General features: G+C 38.9%; 20 protein-coding genes. 13 read left to right on the top strand and 7 right to left on the bottom strand.

Going from position 1 to position 24,563, the window contains the following annotated elements; all coding sequences use genetic code 11:
- Positions 1 to 52 precede the first annotated feature (52 nt).
- From ACFIKB_RS00410 to lpdA, 3 genes are read left to right on the top strand one after another with little or no spacing between them, the layout of a single operon-like run.
- Positions 53 to 3,052 (top strand): 2-oxoglutarate dehydrogenase E1 component, encoded by a 3,000-nt coding sequence (locus ACFIKB_RS00410; RefSeq protein WP_375652541.1) that lies wholly within the window; start codon positions 53 to 55, stop codon positions 3,050 to 3,052.
- Positions 3,053 to 3,084: 32 nt separating this feature from the next.
- Positions 3,085 to 4,296, top strand: a complete 1,212-nt coding sequence (odhB, locus tag ACFIKB_RS00405; protein ID WP_375644341.1) for a 2-oxoglutarate dehydrogenase complex dihydrolipoyllysine-residue succinyltransferase — start codon at positions 3,085 to 3,087, stop codon at positions 4,294 to 4,296.
- A 31-nt stretch (positions 4,297 to 4,327) separates the two neighbouring features.
- Positions 4,328 to 5,734, top strand: coding sequence for a dihydrolipoyl dehydrogenase (gene lpdA / locus ACFIKB_RS00400; protein ID WP_015857101.1), 1,407 nt, complete (start codon positions 4,328 to 4,330; stop codon positions 5,732 to 5,734).
- A 1,142-nt stretch (positions 5,735 to 6,876) separates the two neighbouring features.
- On the opposite strand, the gene ACFIKB_RS00395 is transcribed toward lpdA, so the two are convergent.
- A complete protein-coding gene (locus tag ACFIKB_RS00395; protein ID WP_375652540.1) occupies positions 6,877 to 8,115 on the bottom strand; it encodes a saccharopine dehydrogenase NADP-binding domain-containing protein in 1,239 nt (412 codons plus the stop codon).
- A gap of 53 nt (positions 8,116 to 8,168) precedes the next feature.
- On the bottom strand, positions 8,169 to 9,266 hold the full coding sequence (locus ACFIKB_RS00390) for a carboxynorspermidine decarboxylase (RefSeq protein ID WP_375644418.1): 1,098 nt from the start codon (positions 9,264 to 9,266) through the stop codon (positions 8,169 to 8,171).
- Between the two features lie 167 nt (positions 9,267 to 9,433).
- Here ACFIKB_RS00390 and ACFIKB_RS00385 point away from each other — a divergent pair, with 167 nt between their 5' ends.
- The 7 genes from ACFIKB_RS00385 (at position 9,434) to mnhG (ending at position 16,214) form a co-directional block, all read left to right on the top strand.
- Positions 9,434 to 9,931 (top strand): BA14K family protein, encoded by a 498-nt coding sequence (locus ACFIKB_RS00385; RefSeq protein ID WP_375644339.1) that lies wholly within the window; start codon positions 9,434 to 9,436, stop codon positions 9,929 to 9,931.
- Between the two features lie 231 nt (positions 9,932 to 10,162).
- Positions 10,163 to 13,084, top strand: a complete 2,922-nt coding sequence (locus ACFIKB_RS00380; protein ID WP_375652538.1) for a monovalent cation/H+ antiporter subunit A — start codon at positions 10,163 to 10,165, stop codon at positions 13,082 to 13,084.
- A complete protein-coding gene (locus ACFIKB_RS00375; RefSeq protein WP_015857096.1) occupies positions 13,084 to 13,425 on the top strand; it encodes a Na+/H+ antiporter subunit C in 342 nt (113 codons plus the stop codon). The genes ACFIKB_RS00380 and ACFIKB_RS00375 overlap by 1 nt, the downstream gene beginning before the upstream one ends.
- Entirely contained in the window at positions 13,425 to 15,047 is a 1,623-nt protein-coding gene (locus tag ACFIKB_RS00370; protein ID WP_375644338.1) for a monovalent cation/H+ antiporter subunit D, read from the top strand. Before ACFIKB_RS00375 ends, ACFIKB_RS00370 begins: the two co-directional genes overlap by 1 nt.
- Positions 15,044 to 15,529 (top strand): Na+/H+ antiporter subunit E, encoded by a 486-nt coding sequence (locus ACFIKB_RS00365; RefSeq protein ID WP_375644337.1) that lies wholly within the window; start codon positions 15,044 to 15,046, stop codon positions 15,527 to 15,529. Before ACFIKB_RS00370 ends, ACFIKB_RS00365 begins: the two co-directional genes overlap by 4 nt.
- On the top strand, positions 15,526 to 15,807 hold the full coding sequence (locus ACFIKB_RS00360; protein ID WP_375635337.1) for a K+/H+ antiporter subunit F: 282 nt from the start codon (positions 15,526 to 15,528) through the stop codon (positions 15,805 to 15,807). The genes ACFIKB_RS00365 and ACFIKB_RS00360 overlap by 4 nt, the downstream gene beginning before the upstream one ends.
- Positions 15,804 to 16,214, top strand: a complete 411-nt coding sequence (gene mnhG / locus ACFIKB_RS00355) for a monovalent cation/H(+) antiporter subunit G (RefSeq protein ID WP_375635336.1) — start codon at positions 15,804 to 15,806, stop codon at positions 16,212 to 16,214. Before ACFIKB_RS00360 ends, mnhG begins: the two co-directional genes overlap by 4 nt.
- A gap of 16 nt (positions 16,215 to 16,230) precedes the next feature.
- Here the strand turns inward: mnhG and ACFIKB_RS00350 are convergent, their stop codons facing one another.
- The 4 genes from ACFIKB_RS00350 to ACFIKB_RS00335 form a co-directional block, all read right to left on the bottom strand.
- Positions 16,231 to 16,620 (bottom strand): MliC family protein, encoded by a 390-nt coding sequence (locus tag ACFIKB_RS00350; RefSeq protein WP_375652537.1) that lies wholly within the window; start codon positions 16,618 to 16,620, stop codon positions 16,231 to 16,233.
- Positions 16,621 to 16,637: 17 nt separating this feature from the next.
- On the bottom strand, positions 16,638 to 17,033 hold the full coding sequence (locus ACFIKB_RS00345) for an MliC family protein (protein ID WP_375635334.1): 396 nt from the start codon (positions 17,031 to 17,033) through the stop codon (positions 16,638 to 16,640).
- Positions 17,034 to 17,457: 424 nt separating this feature from the next.
- A complete protein-coding gene (gene aroB, locus ACFIKB_RS00340; protein WP_375652536.1) occupies positions 17,458 to 18,591 on the bottom strand; it encodes a 3-dehydroquinate synthase in 1,134 nt (377 codons plus the stop codon).
- Positions 18,566 to 19,198, bottom strand: coding sequence for a shikimate kinase (locus ACFIKB_RS00335; protein ID WP_375652669.1), 633 nt, complete (start codon positions 19,196 to 19,198; stop codon positions 18,566 to 18,568). The genes aroB and ACFIKB_RS00335 overlap by 26 nt, the downstream gene beginning before the upstream one ends.
- 259 nt (positions 19,199 to 19,457) lie before the next feature.
- On the opposite strand from ACFIKB_RS00335, the gene ACFIKB_RS00330 reads away from it, so the two are divergent.
- The 3 genes from ACFIKB_RS00330 to ACFIKB_RS00320 all read left to right on the top strand — a co-directional run bounded on the left by ACFIKB_RS00330 (position 19,458) and on the right by ACFIKB_RS00320 (position 22,221).
- Positions 19,458 to 20,396 carry a site-specific tyrosine recombinase XerD gene (locus tag ACFIKB_RS00330; RefSeq protein WP_375652534.1) on the top strand — a complete coding sequence of 313 codons (939 nt, stop codon included), beginning with the start codon at positions 19,458 to 19,460 and terminating at the stop codon, positions 20,394 to 20,396.
- A 78-nt stretch (positions 20,397 to 20,474) separates the two neighbouring features.
- Positions 20,475 to 21,431 (top strand): acetyl-CoA carboxylase carboxyltransferase subunit alpha, encoded by a 957-nt coding sequence (locus tag ACFIKB_RS00325; RefSeq protein WP_375646920.1) that lies wholly within the window; start codon positions 20,475 to 20,477, stop codon positions 21,429 to 21,431.
- Positions 21,432 to 21,471: 40 nt separating this feature from the next.
- Positions 21,472 to 22,221, top strand: coding sequence for a L,D-transpeptidase family protein (locus ACFIKB_RS00320; protein ID WP_375635332.1), 750 nt, complete (start codon positions 21,472 to 21,474; stop codon positions 22,219 to 22,221).
- An 878-nt stretch (positions 22,222 to 23,099) separates the two neighbouring features.
- Here the strand turns inward: ACFIKB_RS00320 and ACFIKB_RS00315 are convergent.
- A complete protein-coding gene (locus tag ACFIKB_RS00315) occupies positions 23,100 to 24,161 on the bottom strand; it encodes a CobW family GTP-binding protein (RefSeq protein ID WP_375652533.1) in 1,062 nt (353 codons plus the stop codon).
- Positions 24,162 to 24,563 lie beyond the last annotated feature (402 nt).

Here is a 24,563-nt window from a genome sequence, read left to right as displayed (position 1 = left end):
TAAAGGTCGAAAAGAGATATAAGGAGACGGAATAGATGTTCCGGAGAGGTATATGGCAAGGCAGGACGAAATAAATAGCCTTTTTGCACAGACATCATTTCTTTATGGTGGCAATGCGGATTATATAGATCAACTTTATGCTCAATATGAAAAAGATCCTACCAGTGTTGATTCACAGTGGCGTGCTTTTTTTGAAGGACTTCATGATAATAAAGAAGATGTTCTCAGAAATGCTGAAGGGGCAACATGGCAAAGTGATCATTGGCCAGTAAAGGCAAATGGAGAATTGGTTTCTGCTCTTGATGGTGATTGGTCTTCTCTTGAAAAATATCTTGGTGATAAATTAAAGGAAAAAGCAATAACAGGTGCTGCACAAAAGGGAAAAACTTCCAGTGAGCAAGATATTATTCGTGCAACACGTGATTCCGTTCATGCAATTATGATGATTCGTGCGTTTCGAGCACGGGGGCATCTTCGTGCGCGGCTTGACCCTCTTCAATTGGCCGAAAAACAAGAAGATTATAAGGAACTTTCTCCAGAAGCTTATGGTTTTACTCCAGCTGATTACGAGCGTCCCATTTTTATTGATAATGTTTTAGGGTTGGAATATGCAACTATTCCACAAATGCTTGAAATTCTCAACCGTACATATTGCTCAACAATCGGTGTGGAATATATGCATGTTTCTGATCCGGTTCAGAAAGCATGGCTTCAAGAACGCATTGAAGGGCGAGATGAAAAAATTTCTTTCACACAACAAGACAAGAAAGCTATCCTGAAAAAGCTTATTCAGGCAGAAGGATTCGAACAGTTTTTAGACACTAAATATAAAGGTACAAAGCGTTTTGGACTCGATGGTGGTGAGGCGCTGATTCCCGCTCTTGAACAGATTATCAAATGTGGTAGTGCTTTAGGGGTGCAGGAAGTTATTTTAGGAATGGCACATCGTGGTCGTTTAAATGTTCTTTCACAAGTTCTTGCCAAGCCGCATAGGGCTATCTTTCATGAATTCAAAGGGGGATCTTATAAGCCTGATGATGTGGAGGGATCCGGTGATGTCAAATATCATTTGGGAACTTCAGCTGATCTTGAATTTGATGGTAAAAAAGTTCATTTATCGCTGTTGGCCAATCCATCTCATCTTGAGATTGTTGATCCGGTTGTTATGGGAAAAGCACGTGCTAAACAAGATCAACTTATGGGACTTGCACATACTGATTTACTCTCATTAAGTGAGCGTTCAAAAGTGATGCCATTGCTTATTCATGGTGATGCTGCTTTTGCGGGACAAGGCGTTATCCAAGAAACTTTTGGTCTTTCAGGTCTTAAAGGTTATCGTGTTGCAGGCTCACTTCATGTTATTATCAATAATCAGATTGGTTTTACAACATCTCCACGTTTTTCACGTTCTTCGCCTTATCCATCAGATGTTGCAAAAATGATTGATGCACCAATTTTCCATGTGAATGGTGATGATCCTGAGGCAGTTGTTTTTGTTGCCAAAATAGCAACAGAGTTTCGCCAAATTTTCCATAAACCGGTGGTTATTGATATGTTTTGTTATCGCCGTTATGGGCATAATGAAGGTGATGAGCCTTCCTTTACGCAACCGCTTATGTATAAAGCAATTCGTAATCATAAAACAACACTTCAACTTTATAGTGACCAATTGGTAGCAGAAGGGGTGATTTCTTTAGAAGAGATTGAGCAACAAAAAAAATTATGGCGCGATAAGCTTGAAGGTGAATTTGAAGCAAGTGCTTCTTATAAGCCTAATAAAGCTGATTGGCTTGATGGAAGCTGGACGGGACTCAAAGCTTTTAGTAGTTCTGATGAACAACATTCTAGAACAACCGGTGTTGAATTAAAAATTTTAAAGGAAATTGGTCAGAAAATTGTCGAAATTCCGGCAGATTTTCACGTTCACAAAACCATTCAACGTTTTTTAAATAATCGTGCTAAAATTTTCGAAACCGGTGAGGGTGTTGACTGGGCAACCGCTGAAGCTCTAGCTTTTGGTTCTCTTTGTTTGGAAGGAGCACCGGTTCGTCTTTCCGGTGAGGATGTTGAACGGGGAACTTTTTCACAACGTCATTCAGTTCTTTATGACCAAGAAAATGAGGCGCGTTATATTCCTTTGAATCATTTACAAAAGGGGCAAGCGCTTTATGAAGTTGTTAATTCTATGCTTTCTGAAGAAGCTGTTCTTGGTTTTGAATATGGATATTCTCTTGCTGAACCACGAGGATTAACACTTTGGGAAGCACAATTTGGTGATTTCTCTAATGGTGCACAGGTCATTTTTGATCAATTTATTTCATCCGCAGAGCGTAAGTGGCTTCGTATGTCTGGTCTTGTGTGTTTATTGCCTCATGGTTTTGAAGGGCAAGGGCCGGAGCATTCTTCTGCACGTTTAGAACGGTTTCTTCAACTTTGTGCGGAAGATAATATGCAGGTTGCTAATTGTACAACTCCTGCAAATTATTTTCATATTTTGCGTCGACAAATTAAGCGTGACTTCCGTAAGCCATTGATTTTGATGACACCGAAATCACTTTTACGTCATAAGCGCGCTGTTTCTCTTCTCAATGAAATGGGGCCAGAAACAAGTTTCTGTCGTGTGTTGCTTGATGATGCAGAATGTCTCAAAGATTCTGTCATTAAGTTGCAGAAAGATAATAAAATTCGCCGTGTCGTTCTTTGTACTGGTAAGGTTTATTACGACCTTTATGAAGAACGTGAAAAAAAGGGTATTGATGATGTTTACCTCCTTCGTGTTGAACAACTTTATCCTTTCCCTGCTAAAGTTTTGGTGAATGTGTTGTCGCGCTTTTTGCAGGCGGAAGTTTTTTGGTGCCAAGAAGAACCAAAAAACATGGGGGCTTGGTCATTTATTGAGCCTTATTTGGAATGGGTTTTGACGCATATTAATGCGCAATATTCACGTGCTCGTTATGCAGGACGTCCTGCGAGTGCGTCACCGGCCTCTGGGTTAATGGTGAAACACCTTGAACAACTGGCTGCGTTTCTTAAAGACGCGTTAGGTTCTTAATTTATTACTACTCTGATGTATGGAAAAATATTATGACTACTGAAATTCGTGTTCCTACTTTGGGCGAATCGGTTACCGAAGCAACGATTGGCAAATGGTTTAAAAAACTTGGCGAAGCTGTCGCTATGGATGAGCCTTTGGTTGAATTAGAAACTGATAAGGTGACCGTTGAAGTTCCTTCTCCTGTTGCGGGAAAATTATCTGAAATCATTGCAAAAGAAGGCGATACGGTTGAAGTAAATGCTCTTTTAGGAGTGGTGGAAGCTGGAGAAGCTGGTGTCTCCCAATCATCTTCACCTTCTGCTACACTTGTTCCAGCGGCTTCATCTGAATCAGAGAAGCCTGCTTCGAGCAGTACAATGCCTCCTTCTCCTTCAGCAGCAAAATTGATGGCTGAAAATAATGTTGCAAAAAGCGATATTTCAGGTTCTGGAAAACGTGGACAAATTCTTAAAGAAGATGTTCTTGGTGGATTAAAACAAAGTACAAATGCCTCTACACCCTCTTCTTCTGCGACGAGTTCTTCGGCAGCTCCTGTCCAAGAAACACGTGAAGAGCGGGTTCGTATGACGAAATTGCGTCAAACAATTGCTCGCCGTCTTAAAGATGCACAAAATGTAGCAGCAATGTTAACCACATTTAATGAGGTTGATATGTCAGCGGTGATGGATTTGCGCAAGCGTTATAAGGACCTTTTTGAAAAGAAACATGGTGTTAAACTTGGTTTTATGGGCTTTTTTACCAAAGCTGTTTGTCATGCATTAAAAGAACTTCCTGCTGTTAATGCCGAGATTGATGGGACAGATATTGTTTACAAAAACTATGTCAATGTTGGAATTGCTGTTGGAACGGATAAAGGGCTTGTTGTTCCAGTAGTGCGAGATGCAGATCAAATGTCATTGGCAGAGATTGAAAAAGAGATTGGTCGTTTGGGGCGTCTTGCGCGTGATGGAAAATTAGCCGTTTCTGATATGCAAGGCGGAACTTTTACCATTACCAATGGTGGTGTGTATGGATCGTTGATGTCAACACCGATTTTGAATGCACCACAGTCTGGTATTTTGGGAATGCATGCGATTAAAGAGCGAGCAATGGTTGTTGAGGGCCAAGTTGTGATCCGCCCCATGATGTATTTAGCGCTTTCTTATGATCACCGTATTGTGGATGGGCAAGAAGCTGTAACTTTCCTTGTGCGTGTTAAGGAAAGCTTAGAAGATCCGGAACGCCTTGTTCTTGATTTGTAAAATACAGTTTTCAGGATGAAAGGAGAAACGGATGTCTTATGATGTGGCTGTGATCGGAGCGGGTCCAGGTGGTTATGTAGCAGCAATAAAGGCTGCACAACTAGGACTTAAAGTAGCGATTATTGAAAAGCGTACAACATTAGGAGGAACATGTCTCAACGTTGGTTGTATTCCTTCTAAAGCGTTGTTGCATGCTTCAGAAGTGTTTTCTGAAACCCAGCATGGTTTTGAAACACTTGGTATTTCTATTGGCAAATCTAAGCTTAATCTTGAACAAATGATGGTTCATAAGAAAGCTGTGGTGACAGCCAATACAAGTGGCGTTTCTTTTTTGATGAAAAAAAATAAAGTTGATACTTTTTTGGGGACAGCTAAAATTTTGAGTGCGGGTCATGTGGAAGTTGTTGCCAGAGATGGTAATAAACAAACAATTGAAACAAAAAATATTATTATTGCTACGGGCTCAGAGAGTTCAGGCATTCCAGGTGTGAATGTTGAAATTGATGAAAAGACTATTGTTTCTTCTACGGGAGCCCTTTCACTTGAAAAAGTACCAGAGCATATGATTGTAGTGGGTGCTGGTGTTATTGGTTCAGAACTTGGATCAGTTTGGAGCCGTTTAGGTGCTAAAGTTACCATTATTGAGTATCTTAATAAAATTTTGGGCTCAATGGATGGTGAAGTTTCACGGCAATTTCAGAAATTAATGGAAAAACAGGGGATAGAATATAAGACGGGAACAAAGGTGACAGCTGTTACACAATCTGGCTCAACTGCTCAGGTGACTTTTGAAGCCGTCAAAGGTGGTGCAGCTGAAACTTTAGAGGCTGATGTTGTGCTTATTGCTACTGGACGTTCTCCGTATACGGAGGGGCTTGGCTTAGGGGAGGCTGGTGTTCAGTTAGATGAACGCGGATTTATTGCAATTGATGCCCATTGGCAGACGAATGTTCCAGGAATTTATGCGATTGGTGATGTCGTAAAAGGGCCAATGTTAGCGCATAAAGCAGAGGAAGAAGGCGTTGCTGTGGCAGAAATTTTGGCAGGTCAAAAAGGGCATGTTAATTTTGATGTTATTCCTAGTGTTGTTTATACACAGCCGGAAATTGCTAGTGTAGGAAGAACAGAAGAAGAGCTAAAAACTGCTGGTATTGAATATAATGTTGGCAAATTTCCTTTTATGGCTAATGGTCGTGCTCGTGCAATGCAAAAGAGTGATGGGTTCGTTAAAATCCTTTCTGATAAAAAAACAGATCGGGTATTAGGGGGGCATATTCTTGGATTTGGTGCTGGTGAAATGATCCATGAAATTGCAGTTTTAATGGAATTTGGTGGTTCATCAGAAGATCTGGGGCGTTGTTGCCATGCACATCCTACCTTATCAGAAGCCGTGCGTGAGGCAGCTTTGGCAACATTTGCTAAACCACTTCATATTTAAAAAGCTTTTAAAAAGTACATTTTAAAAGTCATAGGAGGCAGAAAATATTTGTGAAGCATACAACAACATTTTAAAACTTTAAAAAGGAATACAACCAATTGTATTGAAATATTCCGTTTGTTGTATGCTTTTCTATAATTATTGTTTTAAAATTCAGTTGTGTAGTTTTTATTGATTATCCTGTTGTGTATTATTGTTTAGAGCGGTGGTGTTTGTTTGGTTTATGTAAAGTTTTACATATGGGGTGGTTTTTATACTATTATAAAATATTTAGGATAGGGTTCTGAGCCTATTTGCGTGCTTTGTTTTAAGAACACATCTCTCAAAATGCGCAAACCTATTTCACGATGGTGCTCGTGAATGGTATAGCTGTAAAGTTCCTCTTGAAATATATAAAATTCATTCAAATTGTTATAAGACCTATTTGTGCATCATCATCTTTATGTTTAGTAAAAGTATACGCTGACATTATAATGCACTTTTTCAGTTCTCAATATTACTAAAGCTCTTTATTATTTGAGAGTTTTTATAAGAGAAATTTTTACTCACACGCTCGCTTTGTTTGTGATGTGCAGGAAAAAGATATTAATTGATTCAATGTGAGGGAGTTTGTAATAAGAGAATCTTATAATATTCAGCGTTATGAATCAAGTTGAAAGTGATATTTATTGTTATAAATCAATGTGTTATATATGATAATGAATCATATGAAGAGAGAAGCCAAGAGGAATTCGCTCAAAGAAATTGAATTGTTTAATGATTGGTGTGGGTTAAGGATATTTGTCATTTAAGATGAAGAGGGGAGGGATTGAATATTCTACAAAATACCACTCTTTTTTAAAAGAGCGGTATTTTTATATCTTTTCTTTATCACACTATCTTTTTGATGATAATGACAAGTTATACAGTGTGATTAAATTAGTTTTTGCTTCTCTGTTTTTCTTGATCATTGCTTGTTATGTCTTAGAAAGATGATATGTTTCTTCTTTAAGGTTGTTAAGAAATCGTAATGTTGCCAAAATATAACGAATAACTAAAATTTTTTTGAAAACCATAATTACATGAGAATATTAAGTTTGTTTTCATTGGGCAGTTTTCTGATAACTTAAAAAATCAAGCATATGCTTTCTATAGGTATAAATTTAAAATTCTAATTTTTTATCCTCTTGTTGTTCTCTTATAAAAGTGGGAAGCCCCATACGATCAAGATATTTAAGGAAAGGGCGGGGTGGTAATTCCTCTACATTGACCATAGTCTTAACATCCCATTCGCCTGTAGCAATGAGAAGGGCTGTAGCAGCAGCTGGTACGCCAGCGGTATAGGAAATGCCTTGTGCTCCAGTTTCATGAAAAGCTTGTTTGTGATCGGCTATATTATAGATAAAAATTTCTCGCAGGTGTCCATCTTTTTCGCCTTTAATAAGATCTCCGATACAGGTTTTTCCTGTGTAGTCTGGGGCGAGAGAGGAAGGGTCGGGTAAGACGGCTTTCACGACTTTCAAGGGCACGACTTCTTGACCTTCCGCCGTTTTAATCGGTTGTTCGGATAAGAGTCCGAGGTTTTTTAGAACCGTAAAAACAGTGATATAACGTTCACTAAATCCCATCCAGAAACGGACATTCTCCACATCGAGATTTTTCGATAATGAATGAATTTCATCATGCCCTGTCATATAGGCTTTTTGTTTTCCAACAACGGGGAGATCCCATTCATGGCTGATTTCAAACATTTTATTGGAAGTCCATTTTTTATTTTGCCATGACCATACTTGTCCTGTAAATTCACGGAAGTTAATTTCTGGATCAAAATTTGTAGCAAACCAACGCCCATGATTTCCGGCATTAATATCAATAATATCAATATCTGTGATTTTATCAAAATAATTATCGCGCGCTAATGCTGCATAGGCATTCACTACACCTGGGTCAAAACCTGCTCCTAAAATAGCGGTTATACCAGCTTTTTCACATTCTTGACGCCGAGGCCATTCATAATTGCCATACCAAGGAGGTGTTTCACAAATTTTCAAGGGGTCTTCATGGATCGCTGTATCGATATAAGCGCATTTGGTTTCAATACAAGCTGAAAGAACAGACATATTAAGAAAGGCAGAACCAACATTAATGACAATTTCGCATTTGGTCTTTTGGATGAGCTTTATAGTTTCTTCTACATTCATGGCATTGAGCGAATGGCTTTTGAGAACACCCTGTTCTTTCATTGTGTTTTTTTCTTTAATAGAAGCAATGATGGCTTCACATTTTTTGAGTGTTCGTGAAGCAATATGAATTTCACCAAGAATATCGTTGTTTTGAGCACATTTGTGTGCAACAACTTGTGCAACACCTCCAGCACCAATAATGAGAACATTTTTTTTCATTGTAGGTTCATCTCCTTTTTAATACTGTTGTATGACGTTTTTATGGTTGATCTTTATGAAAGACTTTCCTGATAGTCGTTATAGCTGAATTGGCGTTGAAGTGTTAATGTACCATCGCACTCTTTGAGAACAATAGCAGGCATTGTAACGCCATTAAACCAGTTTTTCTTGACCATTGTATAACCTGCTGCATCCTGAAAAGACAGCCGATCGCCTATTTTAAGAGGTTTTTGAAATTGAAATGTTCCAAAAATATCGCCGGCAAGACAAGATTTTCCACAAATCATAATTTCGTGTGGTCCTTGATTGGGTTCTAATTTGGCATTTTCACGATAAATGAGAAGATCAAGCATATGTGCTTCAATTGAGCTGTCAACGATGGCAAGATTCTTTTCATTATACAATGTGTCAAGAACACTGACTTCTAATGTGGTGCTTTTGGTGATAGCAGCTTCTCCTGGTTCTAGAAAAAGAGTAACACCATGGGTTTTAGAAAATTGTTTTAAACGTTTTGCGAAAGATTCTAAAGGATAATTTTCAGCTGTAAAATGGATTCCGCCACCAAGGCTTATCCAGTCAACCGCAGCGAAAAGTTCTGCAAATTTTTCTTCCATGTGATTCAGCATTTGGTTAAAAAGATTAAAATCAGCATTTTCGCAATTGTTGTGGATCATTAGGCCATTTATGAGGGGTAGAACTTCTTTTATAGCGCTTTGATTGGTTTCGCCTAAGCGGCTAAAAGGGCGGGAGGGATTGGCAAGATCAAAATTGGATGCGCTGATTCCTGGATTTAACCTCAAACCCCGTAGGATGGTTTTGCTAGCGTTAGAAAAACGTTGAAGCTGTTGGATTGAGTTAAAGATAATTTTGTCTGCATAGCTACAGGCTTCATCAATTTCATGATCGGCCCAAGCAACCGAATAGGCATGTGTTTCTTTGCCAAATTTTTCTCTTCCTAAACGCAGTTCATAAAGGGATGATGATGTGGTTCCATCCATGAACTCGGACATTAAATCAAAAACACTCCATGTAGCAAAACATTTCAAAGCAAGTAAAATTTTAGCTCCAGACATTTCCCGTAAACGAGAAATTGTTTGCATGTTTTTGATGAGTTTCGATTTGTCTATAAGGTAGTAGGGGGTTTTTATCATCATTTATTCATTCTTTTTTGAAGGATCTTATTACCAAGATCAACGTTTAGTACAAAGAGTAACAGAATGTCTCAAGAAAAAAGAGTCTTAAGAAAAGAATCTGTTTCTGTCTAGAAAGAGAAAGGCTTTCTGTAATTACTGTTGTTTATTATTTTGAGTTTTGCGTTATGAGTATGAAAAAAAAATTATATTATGCTTTAGCTTTTGTATTGGTTAGCAGTTTTTTCATTATAACAACTACTCTTGTTAATTGGGGGCAAAATAGGAGTGATGCTAAAGCCAAACTGGTTACTCAGACTTCTGTCCAAGATAGTTCGGTGCCTTTGATTTTTACGGGGCGTAGAGAACTTAATGGTTTTAAAGGTTATCGTCATTATCGGCGTGGTTATCGTAAATATAGTGATAATTGGTGGTATCCTGAAGTGGCATTTGTTACGTCACCGCACTTAAGCACAAAAAGCGCATCATTAAAAGCTGTACCAGATGCTAAAAAAGTGTTTTTAACGTCTTCTTCGGAAAAATTAGAAAAAAAAGAGCCATGGATGCTTAAACAACATATTGAATCTTGCCGTGCGCGTTATCGCTCTTATAATAAAAATGATAATAGTTTTCAGCCTTTTCATGGGGGGCGTAAACAGTGTTTATCACGCTTTTTTAAAGGATAGAAATTATTAAATAAATTTTTAATTGCTTCTTGTCGTGGGCGTTATTGTTCTTACAATAAAGAGAAAACTTGCGTGGTGCGCAGCATTTTCATGAAAGCGTTTTTTTTGAAAAATTTAAATACTTTTAAGTTTTATTAAATCTTATTATCATTAAGTGTGGAATGGGGGGTGAGGATATAAGTTTTTGTTTTGTCGATGACAAAATATTAAGGACAGGATGGAGTTGAAAGAATGACAACACGGGAAGCAATGTTGATATTGCTCGTTTTGCTTCCCTTTGGTGGAAGTGCTATCATTGGCTTTTTTCGCTCGACAGCAAAAAATAATGAAGCATGGTTTGCTGGGATTGTTGCACTTTTCTGTCTTATTTTTACAATAATGCTTTATCCGGAAGTTCGCGGAAACCACGTAGTGCGTTTAGATATTTCTTGGCTTCCAGAATGGGGGAGCGATTTGATTCTCCGTATAGATGGTTTATCGTGGCTTTTTTGCTTGCTCATTACAGGAATTGGGTTGCTTGTTGTCATTTATTCACGTTATTACATGGATCCAGCAGATTCTGTACCGCGATTTTTTTCCTTTTTTTTGGCCTTTATGGGATCAATGACGGGAATAGTCTTATCAGGTAATCTCGTATTTTTGGTTATTTTTTGGGAACTCACCAGCATTTTTTCTTTTTTGTTGATCGGCTATTGGTATCATAATGCAAGTGCGCGTGAGGGTGCGCGTATGGCTCTAACGATCACAGGTTTTGGCGGTTTTGCACTTTTTATTGGGGTTTTATTGATCGGGTATGTTGTTGGCAGTTTTGATTTGGATAAAGTGCTGCAGTCTGGAGATATGATCCGGTCAAGTTCTCTTTATAGTCCTGTCCTTATTTGTATTTTATTGGGGGGATTAACAAAAAGTGCGCAGTTTCCCTTTCATTTTTGGCTGCCCAATGCGATGGCTGCTCCAACCCCTGTATCGGCTTATTTGCATTCAGCAACCATGGTAAAAGCGGGATTGTTTTTGCTTGTTCGTTTATGGCCTGTGCTTTCTGGGACAGAATCTTGGTTTTGGCTGGTTGGCTTTTCAGGACTCTCTACATTGCTGCTTGGTGCCTATTTTTCCATGTTTCAGCAAGACTTGAAAGGGCTGCTTGCTTACTCAACTATTAGTCATCTTGGATTGATTACCACGCTTTTAAGCCTTGGTAGTCCACTTGCTTGTGTTGCAGCGATCTTCCATATGGCTAATCATGCTACTTTTAAAGCTTCTTTATTTATGGCTGCTGGTATTATTGATCACGAGACGGGAACACGTGATATGCGTAAATTGTCAGGGCTTTATCGCTCTATGCCTATTACAGCAACTCTCGCTTTAGTTGCAAGCGCAGCGATGGCTGGAGTTCCTTTGTTGAATGGTTTTTTATCGAAAGAGATGTTTTTTGCTGAAGCTGTTGAAACGCATATGGAATCATGGCTCGATTGGATTGCACCTTATGTAGCAACGCTGGCTAGTCTGTTTAGTGTAACCTATTCTATACGCTTTATTCATGGCGTTTTTTTGGGACCAAAACCTGTCAATTTACCCAAAACTCCCCATGAACCACCGCATTTCATGCGTTTACCAATGGAGCTTTTGGTGTTTATTTGTTTAGCAGTTGGTATTTTTCCTAATTTAACAATAGGACCTATTTTAGATAACGCGGTTGTGTCTGTTTTAGGATCAATGACAATCCCTTATAGTTTAGCTGTTTGGCATGGGTTCAATACTCCATTAGTGATGAGTTTTGTTGCGTTATTAGGAGGCGGATTACTCTACGCTGTCGGGCACCGTTATTTTTTATCCTGTGATGATGGAGCACCTTTTTTTCGTCACTTAAATGGACCGCGTATTTTTGAACGCATTCTCGTGATTATTTCTTGGAAATGGGCACGTGCGGTGGAATCTATTTTATCAACACGCCGTTTGCAGATACAGTTGCACTGGATTTTTTGGGTGTGTTTTGCATTTGTTGGTCTTTTACTTTGGTGCGATGGTTTTATTTCAGCGGGGGCGTTACCGCTTTTTCCAGTTGATATTCCTTTTCTCGCTCTTTGGTTAGTTGGCGGATTATGTGCACTTTTAGTTGCTTGGCAAGCAAAGTTTCATCGTCTTGCATCACTCATGTTGTCGGGGGGAGCTGGTTTGATGACTTGTGCAACCTTTTTATGGCTTTCTGCTCCTGATTTAGCAATAACACAATTAGTTGTTGAGGTTGTTACAGTCGTCTTATTATTGCTTGGTTTACGGTGGTTGCCTAAACGTTTGCATAATCCTACACCAACGCCTGTTCGTTTTTTCGTGCGCTTGCGTCGTATCCGTGATTTCATCATAGCCCTTGTGGGAGGTGCTGGTGTAGCATGGCTCTCTTTTGCAGTGATGACACGTCCTCAAGGTACGACGATTTCTGATTTTTTTCTCACCAAGGCTTACTCTGATGCTGGTGGTCGCAATGTTGTGAATGTGTTGTTGGTTGATTTCCGTGGTTTTGATACTATGGGAGAAATTGTCGTTTTGGGTGTTGTATCACTCACTGTTTTTGCCCTTTTACGGCGGTTTCGTCCTGCCCCTGAAAGTATTGATGCACCTTTTCAGCAACGTGTCCAGAAAGCCTTTGATATGGCACAGCCTAATCGAAATGTGGGAGATACAGTGTTGAATTATTTAGCTGTTCCTGCTGTTATTATGGGTTGGCTCTTTCCGATTATTATCGCTTTTGCTATTTATTTATTTATGCGAGGGCATGATCTGCCAGGAGGTGGATTTGTCGGTGGTGTTACTTTGGCGATAGGATTTATTTTACAATATCTTGCACGCGATATTCGGTGGGTGGAAACGCATTTGAGAGTTTTACCTTTGCGTTGGATGGGCTTTGGTTTATTGTTGTCAGTCGTAACGGGGATGGGCTCTTGGTTTTTTGGATATCCTTTTTTAACATCCTTTTTTCGATATATTCATTTTCCGTTAATTGGAAAAGTTCCCATGGCATCTGCTTTTTTGTTTGATTTTGGTGTGCTTTCTCTTGTGTTAGGAGCAACTGTTCTCATTTTAATTGCACTTGCACACCAGTCAATTCGGAGTTACCGAATCGGTAAGAAACCTGTTTTGAAAGAGAAGGAAAATTAATGGAAATTGTTCTTTCTTTAGGTATTGGTATTCTTGTTGGATCAGGAATTTGGCTTATTTTACGTCCACGCACTTTTCAAGTCATTCTTGGTTTGTCTTTGATTTCCTATGGTGTCAATCTTTTTATGTTTTCAATGAGTAGACCGCGTAGTAATGCCGCTCCAATTGTTGATCCTACTACTGTTATTAATCCAGCTAATTATGTCGATCCTCTTCCTCAAGCCTTGGTTTTAACTGCGATTGTGATTGGTTTTGCAACGACAGCTTTATTTTTAGTTATTCTCTTGGTTTCACGCGGTTTAACGGGTTCAGATCACGTTGATGGACGTGAGGTGCAGTGATGGAAGTAGGAGTGCACCATCTCCTTATTTTGCCTATTCTTTTGCCGTTAATCACTGGAGCACTTCTTCTTTTTTATGATGAACGGCGTTCGAAATTTAAATCATTGATTAGTCTTTTTTCGGCGGGATTGTCGGTCGTTATTGCTGTTTTACTGATTATACGTACTCTTGAAATAGCGCCGGCTTGCGATGTTTATCGGCTTGGCAATTGGCTCTCTCCCTTCGGAATTGTTTTGGTCCTTGATCGTTTAAGCGCCATGATGCTTTTACTTTCAAGCTTATTGGTGACTAGCGTACTGGTTTTTGCGCGGGCTCATTGGTACAAAGCGGGTTCTCATTTTCAGTCACTGATGCAATTTTTCATGGTTGGAATAAACGGCGCTTTTTTGACCGGTGATTTATTTAATTTATTTGTATTTTTTGAAGTTATGTTAACGGCTTCCTATGGGCTTGCTTTGCATGGTTCTGGTCAGACACGCGTGCGTGCAGGGTTGCATTATGTTGTGGTTAATCTTGTTGCTTCATTACTTTTTTTAGTTGGTACGGCCCTCATTTATGGAGTCGCTGGTACTCTTAATATGGCCGATTTGGCTGTTAAAATAAAATATATATCTTCTACAGATATTGTTTTGTTCGAAATAGGTGTTGCACTTCTAGGTATTGCTTTTTTGCTTAAGGCTGGTATGTGGCCGCTTAATTTTTGGTTGGTGCCAACTTACAGCGCGGCAGTAGCGCCCGTTGGAGCTTCTTTTGCACTTTTGAGCAAGGTGGGTATTTATATTATTTTACGTTTAACGCTGCTGTGGTTTGGTCCTGAAAGTGAATATTTTAACCATTTTGGTCATACGGTTTTGTTTTATGGTGGGCTTGCCACTTTGATTTTTGGTTTTATTGGGGTATTGGCGAGCCAAGTTTTGGTGCGTTTGGCAGCTTATAGTGTTCTTGTCTCTTCTGGTACATTGTTGGCAGCAATAGGGATTGGCAATGCAGCACTGACAGCAGGTGCACTTTTTTATATTGTTTCTTCAACTTTAGCACTGGGAGCTTTTTTTCTTTTGGTAGAGTTGGTTGAACGCTGTCAAGATGTGGCTGCTAATGTTCTGGCTGTCACAATGGAGGTTTATGGTGATGATGAAGAGGAGGAAGAAGATGAAGTTGGCACATATCTCCCTGTAACCTTGGCAATTCTTGGGGCTTGTTTTGGTATCTGTGCCATTTTGATTATTGGATTGCCACCTTTTTCTGGTTTTGTTGCTAAACTTATGATGTTCATGGCAGTTTTAAACCATAGTAGAGAGGATTTTTTTGCCTCTCTTCCGGTTTATCATGATTGGCTTTTTGTGGTTTTTGTCACCCTCTCAGGTTTTGCAGCTTTGATTGCACTGACACGAACGGGGATTCGAACTTTTTGGGTTTCTCTTGAAGGTCGCGTTCCCCGTGTGCAGGTGATAGAATTTGCGCCTATTGCTGTTCTTCTTGCCTTGTGTTTTCTTATAACAATTGTAGCCGGTCCTGTTAGTCATTATATGTCTGAAACTGCTAAGACTTTGTATGAACCTCAGAATTATATTGGGAGCGTTTTAACGGATTTTTCTCTCGAAAAGAGGGAGATGAATAAATGAATCGTTTTTGTCCTTCTCCTTTTTTCAGTGGTGTCATTGTCCTTATGTGGCTTATTTTAAATGGTTTTAGTTTAGGGCAATTGTTTTTAGGTATTATAACCGCTTTGTTTTGTGGTTGGATGATACGGCTTCTTGAGCCGGAGAAGGTTGCTATTAAAAACTGGAGTGCGGTTTTTCGTCTTATTTTTCGAGTCTTGATAGATTCTATATCCTCAAATATCTCGGTGGCTTGGTTTGTTTTAACAAAAAGGTCTCGAAAACAGCGATCTGGCTTTATTGTAGTGCCTCTTCTGCTTCATAATCGCACTGCTTTGGCTATTTTAGCGTGCATCCTTTCGGCAACTCCTGGAACGGCTTGGGTTGCCTATAATAGTAAAAAGGGTGAGCTTTTGCTCCATGTCTTAAATTTAAAAAAAGGATATAATTATCAACGATTGATAAAACAACGGTATGAGCAATTACTTTTGGAGATTTTCTTATGAGTATGGTGATCCTTTATTGGGGGCTTTTCTTTTCACAGTTTTTTTTAAGTTTGGCGGTGGTCTTCGCATTGTTTCGGTTGATTCGTGGTCCACGGGCACAGGATAGAATTGTTGGTTTGGATGCTCTTTATATAACCACTGTTCTTTTGTTTCTTACATTCGATATCCGTTCAGGAACGACCATTTATTTTGTTGCTGCCCTCATTATTGGGTTGTTGGGGTCTGTCTCAAGCATCGCTTTAGCGAAGTTTCTTATGCGGGGGGAGGTTATTGAATGAAAGATGACGTATCGCTTGTGGTTGCTATTGCTATCACGGTTTTCTTAATATTAGGGTCTGGATTGACACTGATCGCAACGATAGGTTTGGTGCGTTTTTCCAGTTTTTATGAGCGTTTGCATATGCTTTCAGTATGTACGAGTTGGGGCGTTGGTAGCATTCTTATTTCTTCATTTCTCTATTCAATATTTGTGGACCATTATTTTGTTTTTCATGAAGTGTTGCTGATGTTTTTTTTATTTTTAACAGCACCGGTAGCTTCTATGTTGCTCTCACATACAGCAGCTTATCGACATCATTCAGAAGAACAGTCAGAAAAACCGCTGGCTCTTTTATTAGACCAGACGGAGGAAAAGTTACTCACGTCAGAAGGAACATCAAGCGATGAGAGCCAGCGCGGTTCTTGAAATACAAGAAGCTTCTTTATTCTGTGCTTTTTTCTTCTACACACGTGAGGGACGTTGCGTGGTCTTCAGTAAGGGTATTGTAGAATGAGGCCTCGTTTCCTTTTGTCCACCAAACATATTCACCCCCTACATATTTTGCTCCAGAAGCAGAAACGACATTGGAAGCGATGATGCGCTTTCCATTCCATTTGAGATCAACTAATGCAATATCATTGGTAGTGTAGTAGGTTGCTTCAACACGTTCTTTTTTTGTTTCATTGCTGCATTGATAGACAGCGGTTTCTTTTTTTGGTTCTGAATCGTCTGGTACCTCAATGACTAAAGAGCCGGCAAAGGCACTCGTTGAGCTAAAAAGCGATAGATTTAAAACGGCTAAAAACCGTAAATTAAAAAGAGTTTTTTTCATAATGATTCCTTCGTTATTTAGAACAACAATGTTGATTCATCTTTACAGTGGATGGGGGTTTTTCTTTCTGGATCACGAAGATGATCGTAAAGTGTGACTTCGTTGTTCTTTTTCCACCAAATATACCAGCTTCCTTCGTATTTTTCCCCTGTGTCTGCGACTACATTTGCAGCAACGACGCGCTCTCCTTTCCATTTGAAATCAACCAACGAAATATTATCAGCATTGAGATAGACCGCTTCAACGCGTTCTTTACCTGTTCCAGTATCACACTGATAGGTAATGGTCTCAGTTTTTGGCTCTGGATTGTCTGGTACCTCAATGATAAAAGAACCAGCTAAGCTATTGTTTGAGCTGAAGATTGATAAACTTAAAGCGGTGAAAAATCCTAAAAAATGTAAAGTTTTTTTCATGATGCTTCCCTATATTCCTATATTGTTCACAAAGAATAATTTGATTGATACAATGGTGTCTACGGCAGGATTCGAACCTGCGACCCCAGGATTCATACCACTTCGATTTTCACCGCCAGCTTTTCATGGCTGTTTGTGGTCTGGACTGTCTCTTCACCTTGAAGCTTTTAGCTCTTTAGGTGCTGCCCGTTCAGTCTCTACACCTTTCTCTCATTTGAGGAGAGACTTGGCTCGGGATTGGCATTGGCATATAGTCTCCCATGAAGCTTTCCCCGAATTTGAGCAGATCCACTTTGAGGATTTCTCCTTAAAGCGCCCAATTTCTTTAGGAATCCTGTGCTCTATCCTACTGAGCTACGCAGACATCATCATACTTATTCCTTTAATAGAAGTATAAAAACGAATCAATTATATTCAATATGAATTAACGAATTTCTGCTAATTTTTGTTCCAGAAAAGTCAAAACTGCTTCCGGAGAGACATTTTTTGCAATAAATGATTGACCAAGTCCGCGTGTTAAGATGAAGGTCAAATTGTTTTGCGAAACTTTTTTATCTTGGGCAATGAGAGTCATTAAAGTGTCAGAATCTGGTAACTTCCCTGGGATATCCTTTAATTGTGTAGGCAACCCTATAGATTTGAAGTGTGCTTCAATACGTTGTGTAAGTGTGGGACTTATCAAATTTAGTTGAGCAGAGAATTGATGCGCTAGAATCATTCCAATTGCTACAGCTTCGCCATGGATTAAGCGGTCTGAGTCATAGGCGGTTGCTGTTTCAAGCATGTGTCCAAATGTATGGCCGAGATTTAAGAGCGCGCGCTCTCCTGCTTCGTGTTCGTCACGTGCTACAATGGCAGCTTTAAATTGGCATGAGCGGACAATGGCTTCTGTTCGCATAGGGCCATTAGAAAAGACTTCTTGTCCATTTTTTTCAAGCCATTCAAAGAAATTAGGCTGGTTAATGAGTCCATATTTGACCATTTCTGCGTAACCAGCACGAAATTCGCGCGGTGGTAGGGTATCAAGAAGACATGTGTCAGCAATAACGCATTGCGGTTGATAAAAAGTACCAATAAGATTTTTACCATATTGGCTATTGATTCCAGTTTTTCCACCAACGGAGGAATCAATTTGTGCAAGAAGCGTTGTGGGCATTTGAATGAAGTTCATACCACGGCGGATTATACTTGCCGCAAATCCTGCTAGATCGCCAATGACACCACCGCCAAAAGCAATAACACAGTCGCCTCTTTCTAAACGCGCAGCAAGAATTTGATCGATGACAACTTGCAGGGTTGAAAATGATTTTGATTGTTCTCCCGCTTCTACAATAATAGGGACAGTATGAATTTTATTTTTTGTTAACTCTGCTTGTAATATCTCCAAATGAAGAGAAGCAACATTTGTATCTGTAACAAGTGCCAAGCGCGTTGGATGAGGATCTTTTTTGTTAAGAGCATGTTTAATCTGTGAAGCAGCTTGGGCAATCAGACTCGGACCAATGATGATATCGTAACAGTGTTTGTCCAGTTTAACAGTGACGGTCTTTGTTTGCATGCTGGTTTTCCCTATTGTTAATTTCTGTGTATAGGTAGTGCTGTACAGATCGTATAACATTTTGTGCTACGGTATGACGGCTTTCTTTATGACTGTTAATTGTTAAGTTTGCCTTTGCATAGATAGGATAACGCTGTTCCATGAGTTTTTGCATGGTTTCTTTAGGATTGGCTGTTTGAAGCAGGGGGCGTGTTGGGTGCTTTGAGACACGTTGCATGAGGATATCAAGATCGACTTTTAGCCATATGGATATACCATTTTGGTGAATGGCTTTTCGGATATTTTCATTTATGTAGGCACCACCACCTGTTGCTAAAACAAGAGGACTTTTTTTTATGAGGTTTAGAATAACACGCTGTTCAAGAGCACGAAATTCTGATTCACCATAAATTTCAAAGAGTTCAGTGATTGTCATTTGCGCAGCTTTTTCAATTTCTTGGTCAGAATCATAAAAGGGTAAACGGAGCATGGTGGCGACGCGTTTTCCGATCACTGATTTTCCTGCCCCCATAAGACCAACAAGGACAAGTACTCTTTTATCAAGGGACGATAAGAGCTGATTCTTTATTTGTGTTATGGGGACGCGTTTTGGTCGATTGCTTTTCATAACTTTATTTCGGCATTTATCCATCTTAAAGTCAATTCCTGTTAATCTTTGTGAGGCATAATACGAGATAGAATATTTTTGGTAGGTTATTATCTTATGCCAACATTGACCAGATTTTTGATGATTCTTTTCATTTTGCTTTCTGTTCTTTTCATTATAATGGGTGCTCTTGTGGTTTGGGTTGAACCAGTAACTGTGGATATGTACATTGATGTCCCCTTGGATTCATGGAATCTTTCTACGGAAGCGAATCAATGAAATGAAAAGTGGTGCTGTGATAGATCATTTTCTTGAGATGATGAGCGCGGAGAGAGGGGCTTCACCTCATACGCTTGCGGCTTATCAGCATGATTTGCAGTGGGCACAAGACGAATTGTCTTCACACTCTGTTTCGCTTTTTTCAGCACAAAAAGAAGATTTAATTGCCCTTTTGTCGCTTATGCATACTTTTGGTTTTGCGGCATCGTCGCAAGCGCGCCGTTTATCAACTTTACGTCAGTTTTATCAATTCCTTTATGCTGAAGGGTTGAGAGCAGATGATCCCTCTCATGATATTGATGCACCTCGCCAAGGGCGTCCTTTGCCAAAAATCATGAGTGAAGATGCAGTGATAAAATTGCTTGATTTAGCACAGTTAGAAGTTAATCAAGCTCATTATGGATCTAAGGATTATCTGCGTGCATTGCGTCTTCAGCTATTGAGTGAAATGCTTTATGCAACAGGATTACGCATTAGTGAATTGGTGAGTCTGCCTGTGCAGGCTGTTCGGGGGAAAGCATACAGCATTTTGGTTCGTGGTAAAGGCAAAAAAGAACGAATGGTGCTGTTATCAAAAAAAGCATATCAAGTTCTTTTGCAGTGGTTAAATTTGCGTGATCAGGGAAAGGATGCCGCAAGTTCTTATCTTTTTCCAGCGCATTCAGAAACAGGGTATATTGCGCGTCAAGTTGTTGCACGGGAGTTGAAAAATCTCGCCACAAGGGCAGGAATTGAAAGTAAACACTTTTCTCCCCATGTGTTGCGCCATGCTTTTGCTAGCCATCTTTTGCAAAATGGTGCTGATTTGCGTGCCGTTCAACATTTGTTAGGTCACTCTGATATTTCTACCACTCAGATTTATACCCATGTGTTGGAAGAGGGACTTTATCGTTTAGTTAATGAGCATCATCCACTTGCCGATGAGCAAAAGGCTCGTTAAAGAAAAGGTGATGTTTTTGAAAAAGACTTTATAAAGCAAATTATAAGTGTATAAGTGACACTGAATGAGTTGGTACAAATGTATAATTATCTTGATTTTGAAAAACCAGTTGCTGATCTTGATGGGAAAATTCTTGAATTAAAAAAAATTTCTCAGGAAAAAGGCAGTCTTGATATGAGTGACGAGATTGCTCGTCTTGAAACGCGTTCCCAAACAGCGTTGCGCGATATTTATAAAAAATTATCGCCGTGGCAAAAAACACAAGTCGCTCGTCATCCTGATCGTCCCCATTTTATGGACTATTCTAAACGCTTATTGAGTGATGTTACACCTTTGGCAGGAGATCGCAAGTTTGCTGAAGATGAGGCTATTCAAGCTGGGTTTGCACGCTTTAGGGGAGAAGCAGTTGCTTATATCGGTCAAGAGAAAGGTCACGATACGCAAACACGTTTGCGTTATAATTTTGGTTCTGCACGTCCAGAAGGCTATCGTAAAGCTGTACGTATTATGGAAATGGCTGACCGCTTTGGTTTGCCACTTCTCACTTTTATTGATACAGCAGGTGCTTATCCTGGTGTGAGTGCTGAAGAACGTGGGCAAGCGGAAGCAATTGCTCAATCAACAGCTGCAACTTTGCGTTTGAAAGTTCCTGTGGTTTCCGTTGTTATTGGAGAAGGCGGTTCTGGAGGGGCGATAGCAATCGCGGCTGCCAACAAAGTTTATATGTTGGAGCACGCAATTTACTCTGTTATTTCACCAGAAGGAGCAGCTTCTATTTTATGGCGTGATCCAGCTCGTGCAAAAGATGCTGCAATGAATATGCGTATTACCGCTCAAGATTTATATCGCTTAAAGATTATTGATGGCATTATTTCGGAACCTTTAGGGGGAGCGCATCGTGGCAAAGAGATTGTCATTGATGCAACGGGTGATGTTATTTCAGAGGCTTTAAAAGTTATGGCTGGAAAAGATGGTGAAGTTCTTAAACAAGAGCGAAGGGAAAAATACCTTCAAATTGGTCGATCTCTAACATAGGTTATTTTTTGTGAGGGGTGTTGGATTGGAGTTTTATTCGATGACATTTAGCAGATTCCTCGCTGTGTGTGTGTTGTTTGTAATGGGAATATTGGCGGCATGTGGGGGAAGATTGCCAGCTTCTATTCGTGCCAAAGTTGAGCAGCCGTTGCCACAAGAAATCCAGAACAGAATGGCTTTGTACGATATTGATCCTTATGCACCAATTGTAATGCGATTTTTCAAGGAAGAAAATCTTGCTGAAGTTTGGAAGCAATCTCGTTCAGGGCTTTTTATCTTGGTTGCTCGCTATGGCATTTGCAAATGGTCTGGTAAGCTTGGACCTAAATATAAAGAAGGGGATCTTCAGACACCAGAGGGTTTTTATACTATTAGCGCAAACCAAATGAATCCTTATTCAAAATATTATCTTTCTTTTAATATAGGATTTCCTAACCTTTATGATCAGGAAAATGGTCGTACAGGAAGCAATCTTATGGTGCACGGTTCTTGCTTTTCCGCAGGTTGTTATTCTATGAGTGATAAGAACATGGCTCAAATTTATGCGTTTGCACGGGATGCTTTTAAAGGAGGACAAAGAGAGTTTCAGTTGCAGGCCTTTCCTTTCCGCATGACCGAGGATAATATGTTACGTCATAGCAATGATCCTCATTATCAATTCTGGGTTATGCTTAAGAAAGGTTATGATTTTTTTGAAAAAAATCGTCAGCCTCCAACTGTTGAAGTTTATGGAAAACGTTACGTTTTTAATCGCGATATTGATAAAACTTCAGTTTCTCTATTGCAGTGAGTGTTATTGTATCCTGATGGACCGTAGACACTATCACTTATAAATGGCGATACAGGATATGCAAAAACTTTACGCATAAGGTGTTTAAGTGAGTAGTCAGTCTTTTAAAGCCTAGAGTTTTTTCATAGAGTCTTATGTAAGTAAATCAGATGAAGTGGGAAGCCAAGAGGAATTTTCTCAAAGAAGTTGGATTGTTTGCACATCGGTCAATCTTCATTTTTAGTGAAGAGTAAGTTAATATAAAATGTACTTCTCTTTTTATTTCTTTCAAAGAGTTTTATTCTTTCATGCTGTAAAATATTATCTTGTCGTGCTATTATATAAGATACATTCACACATTTTAAAATGCGATATTGCCTCTGTCTGATTTTGTTTTTTTCTTAACAGGGATTTTGATTTCACTTAGCTGGAGTAAATATAGAGTTGAGCAGAATATTTTAGAACCAAGAATTTGTCCAATCGGTCTGTGAAATGAATCGCATGAAGTGGTTCGCAGATGAAGTGCATTTAGAGAGAAAACAATCTGATTACAGATTTATGGATATTAAAATTTTTATCATAACAATTTGATTTACAATGACAGTTTATTATTTTTAGTTTGAATTGAGGGACTCAATATCATAAGATCCTTTTATCTTAAAATCTGTTTATAATGAATCAATCGAAACCATTTTTTGCACACCATAAAATTGGATTAGCATGTGAATAAAACTCTTAAAGAAAAGAGCACAGATAGTTTTCATGAGTACTCTAAAGTGCCAAGTTTTCTAAAACATTTTTAACTGGCAAGAGTATGAGGCTATCAGTTTGCTCCTTTAAAAGCATAAAGATGGTGGTGCCAATGAATTTAATGTTATATCATTGAGGGTGAGAAAAAATTAAAATTTTATTCCTGGAATGATCAGAGGATTTTCTAAGAGAGCTGTTTTGTCTGCAGTATCTATTGCTGGTTTATTAAAGAAAGCATTGAGGAGCTTTTGTATTGCTTCTTTTTCAACACCATCGGCAATGATGACAAAACGTGTTTGTTTTATTCCTTTTGGCCATGCTGGCAATCTTATGGGAGGATGAAAAAATGTTTGTACGCCATGTAATACAAGTGGGCGATAAGGGTCATCATGCAGTGCGATAATTGCTTTAATACGTAATAGTTTTGTACCATAACGCTCTTGTAGGAGATCTAAAAAAGCTTCAATTGTGGCGTAATCAACAGGACCCTCACAGTTGAGTGAAAAGGTACGAATGGTTTTATGGGGGGTATGATCATGTGGGGTAGTCGTAAGATTTTGTTTAAGTTTTGTATTTTCTACTTTTTCATTCCATAATGTGTTATTTATTAACAGATTTGAACAAAAATCTTCAGAATGGGCGTCAATGATTTGTGCTGTAGGATTAATCGTTTTAAGTGTGTTAAGGAGCGTATCTGAAAGCGTTTGTGGGTCTCTAAGATCTGTTTTGGTGAGAATAATTTTATCAGCAAATATTAATTGTTTATATATTTCAGGGTAGCGCTCACATATGGAAAGTGTGCTTAATGTATCAAATGTTGCAAGAACAGCATTTATGGATAATGTTTGAATAAATAACGGGTGGCTTAAAAGTATTTGTAAAATAGGGGCGGGATCAGCCATCCCTGTGGTTTCAATGATAATATGATTGAGTTGTTTGATCTGTCCTGTTTGAACGCGATTTATTAAATCAATTAATGTATCGATGAGATCACTGCGTAAATTGCAGCATAAGCAACCATTGGCAAGCTCAATAATTCCTTCTGTCGTTTTTTCAACTAGAAGGTGATCAATACTGATTTCGCCGAATTCATTGATGATAACAGCACATTCTGTTAAAATAGGGTCTTGTAGCATACGGTTGAGCAAAGTTGTTTTGCCAGAGCCTAAAAAACCAGTAATAAGCGTGAGAGGGATGCGCTTTATTTTCATGTTAATCATCAACCGTGGTTTTGTTTTAAAAAAACATATTTCCGTACGTCTAACCAATTTATAATGGTGTCCGTGAGGGATATAATGGTTAACACCCTATGAAATCCATTGTACCACTATCTTTACGCTTATAAAGGTAGGTGTATGCAGGGTATATCATACACTTTTTTAGCGTCAATGTTATGATAATTCTTGGTTCTTGAAAGAATTTATAGGAGGAATTTTTATTCCTTGTTTTAATTATTTTATCTACATGTTCATCTACCTCGTGACGTGCAAGAGACTGGTTTTTATTGATTCAACAAATACAGATTTGAAATGAGAGAATCTTACAACATTTGTGGTTCTAACATAAGATACAAAATAATTAATTATCATTATAAATCAAAGTATTATAATTAA

This window comes from Bartonella sp. MR110HLJHH, assembly GCF_042194225.1.
Classification (GTDB): Bacteria; Pseudomonadota; Alphaproteobacteria; order Rhizobiales; family Rhizobiaceae; genus Bartonella; species Bartonella grahamii.
The sequence above is the reverse complement of the archived record's forward strand: the minus strand, read 5'-3'. Positions and strand labels throughout refer to the sequence as shown.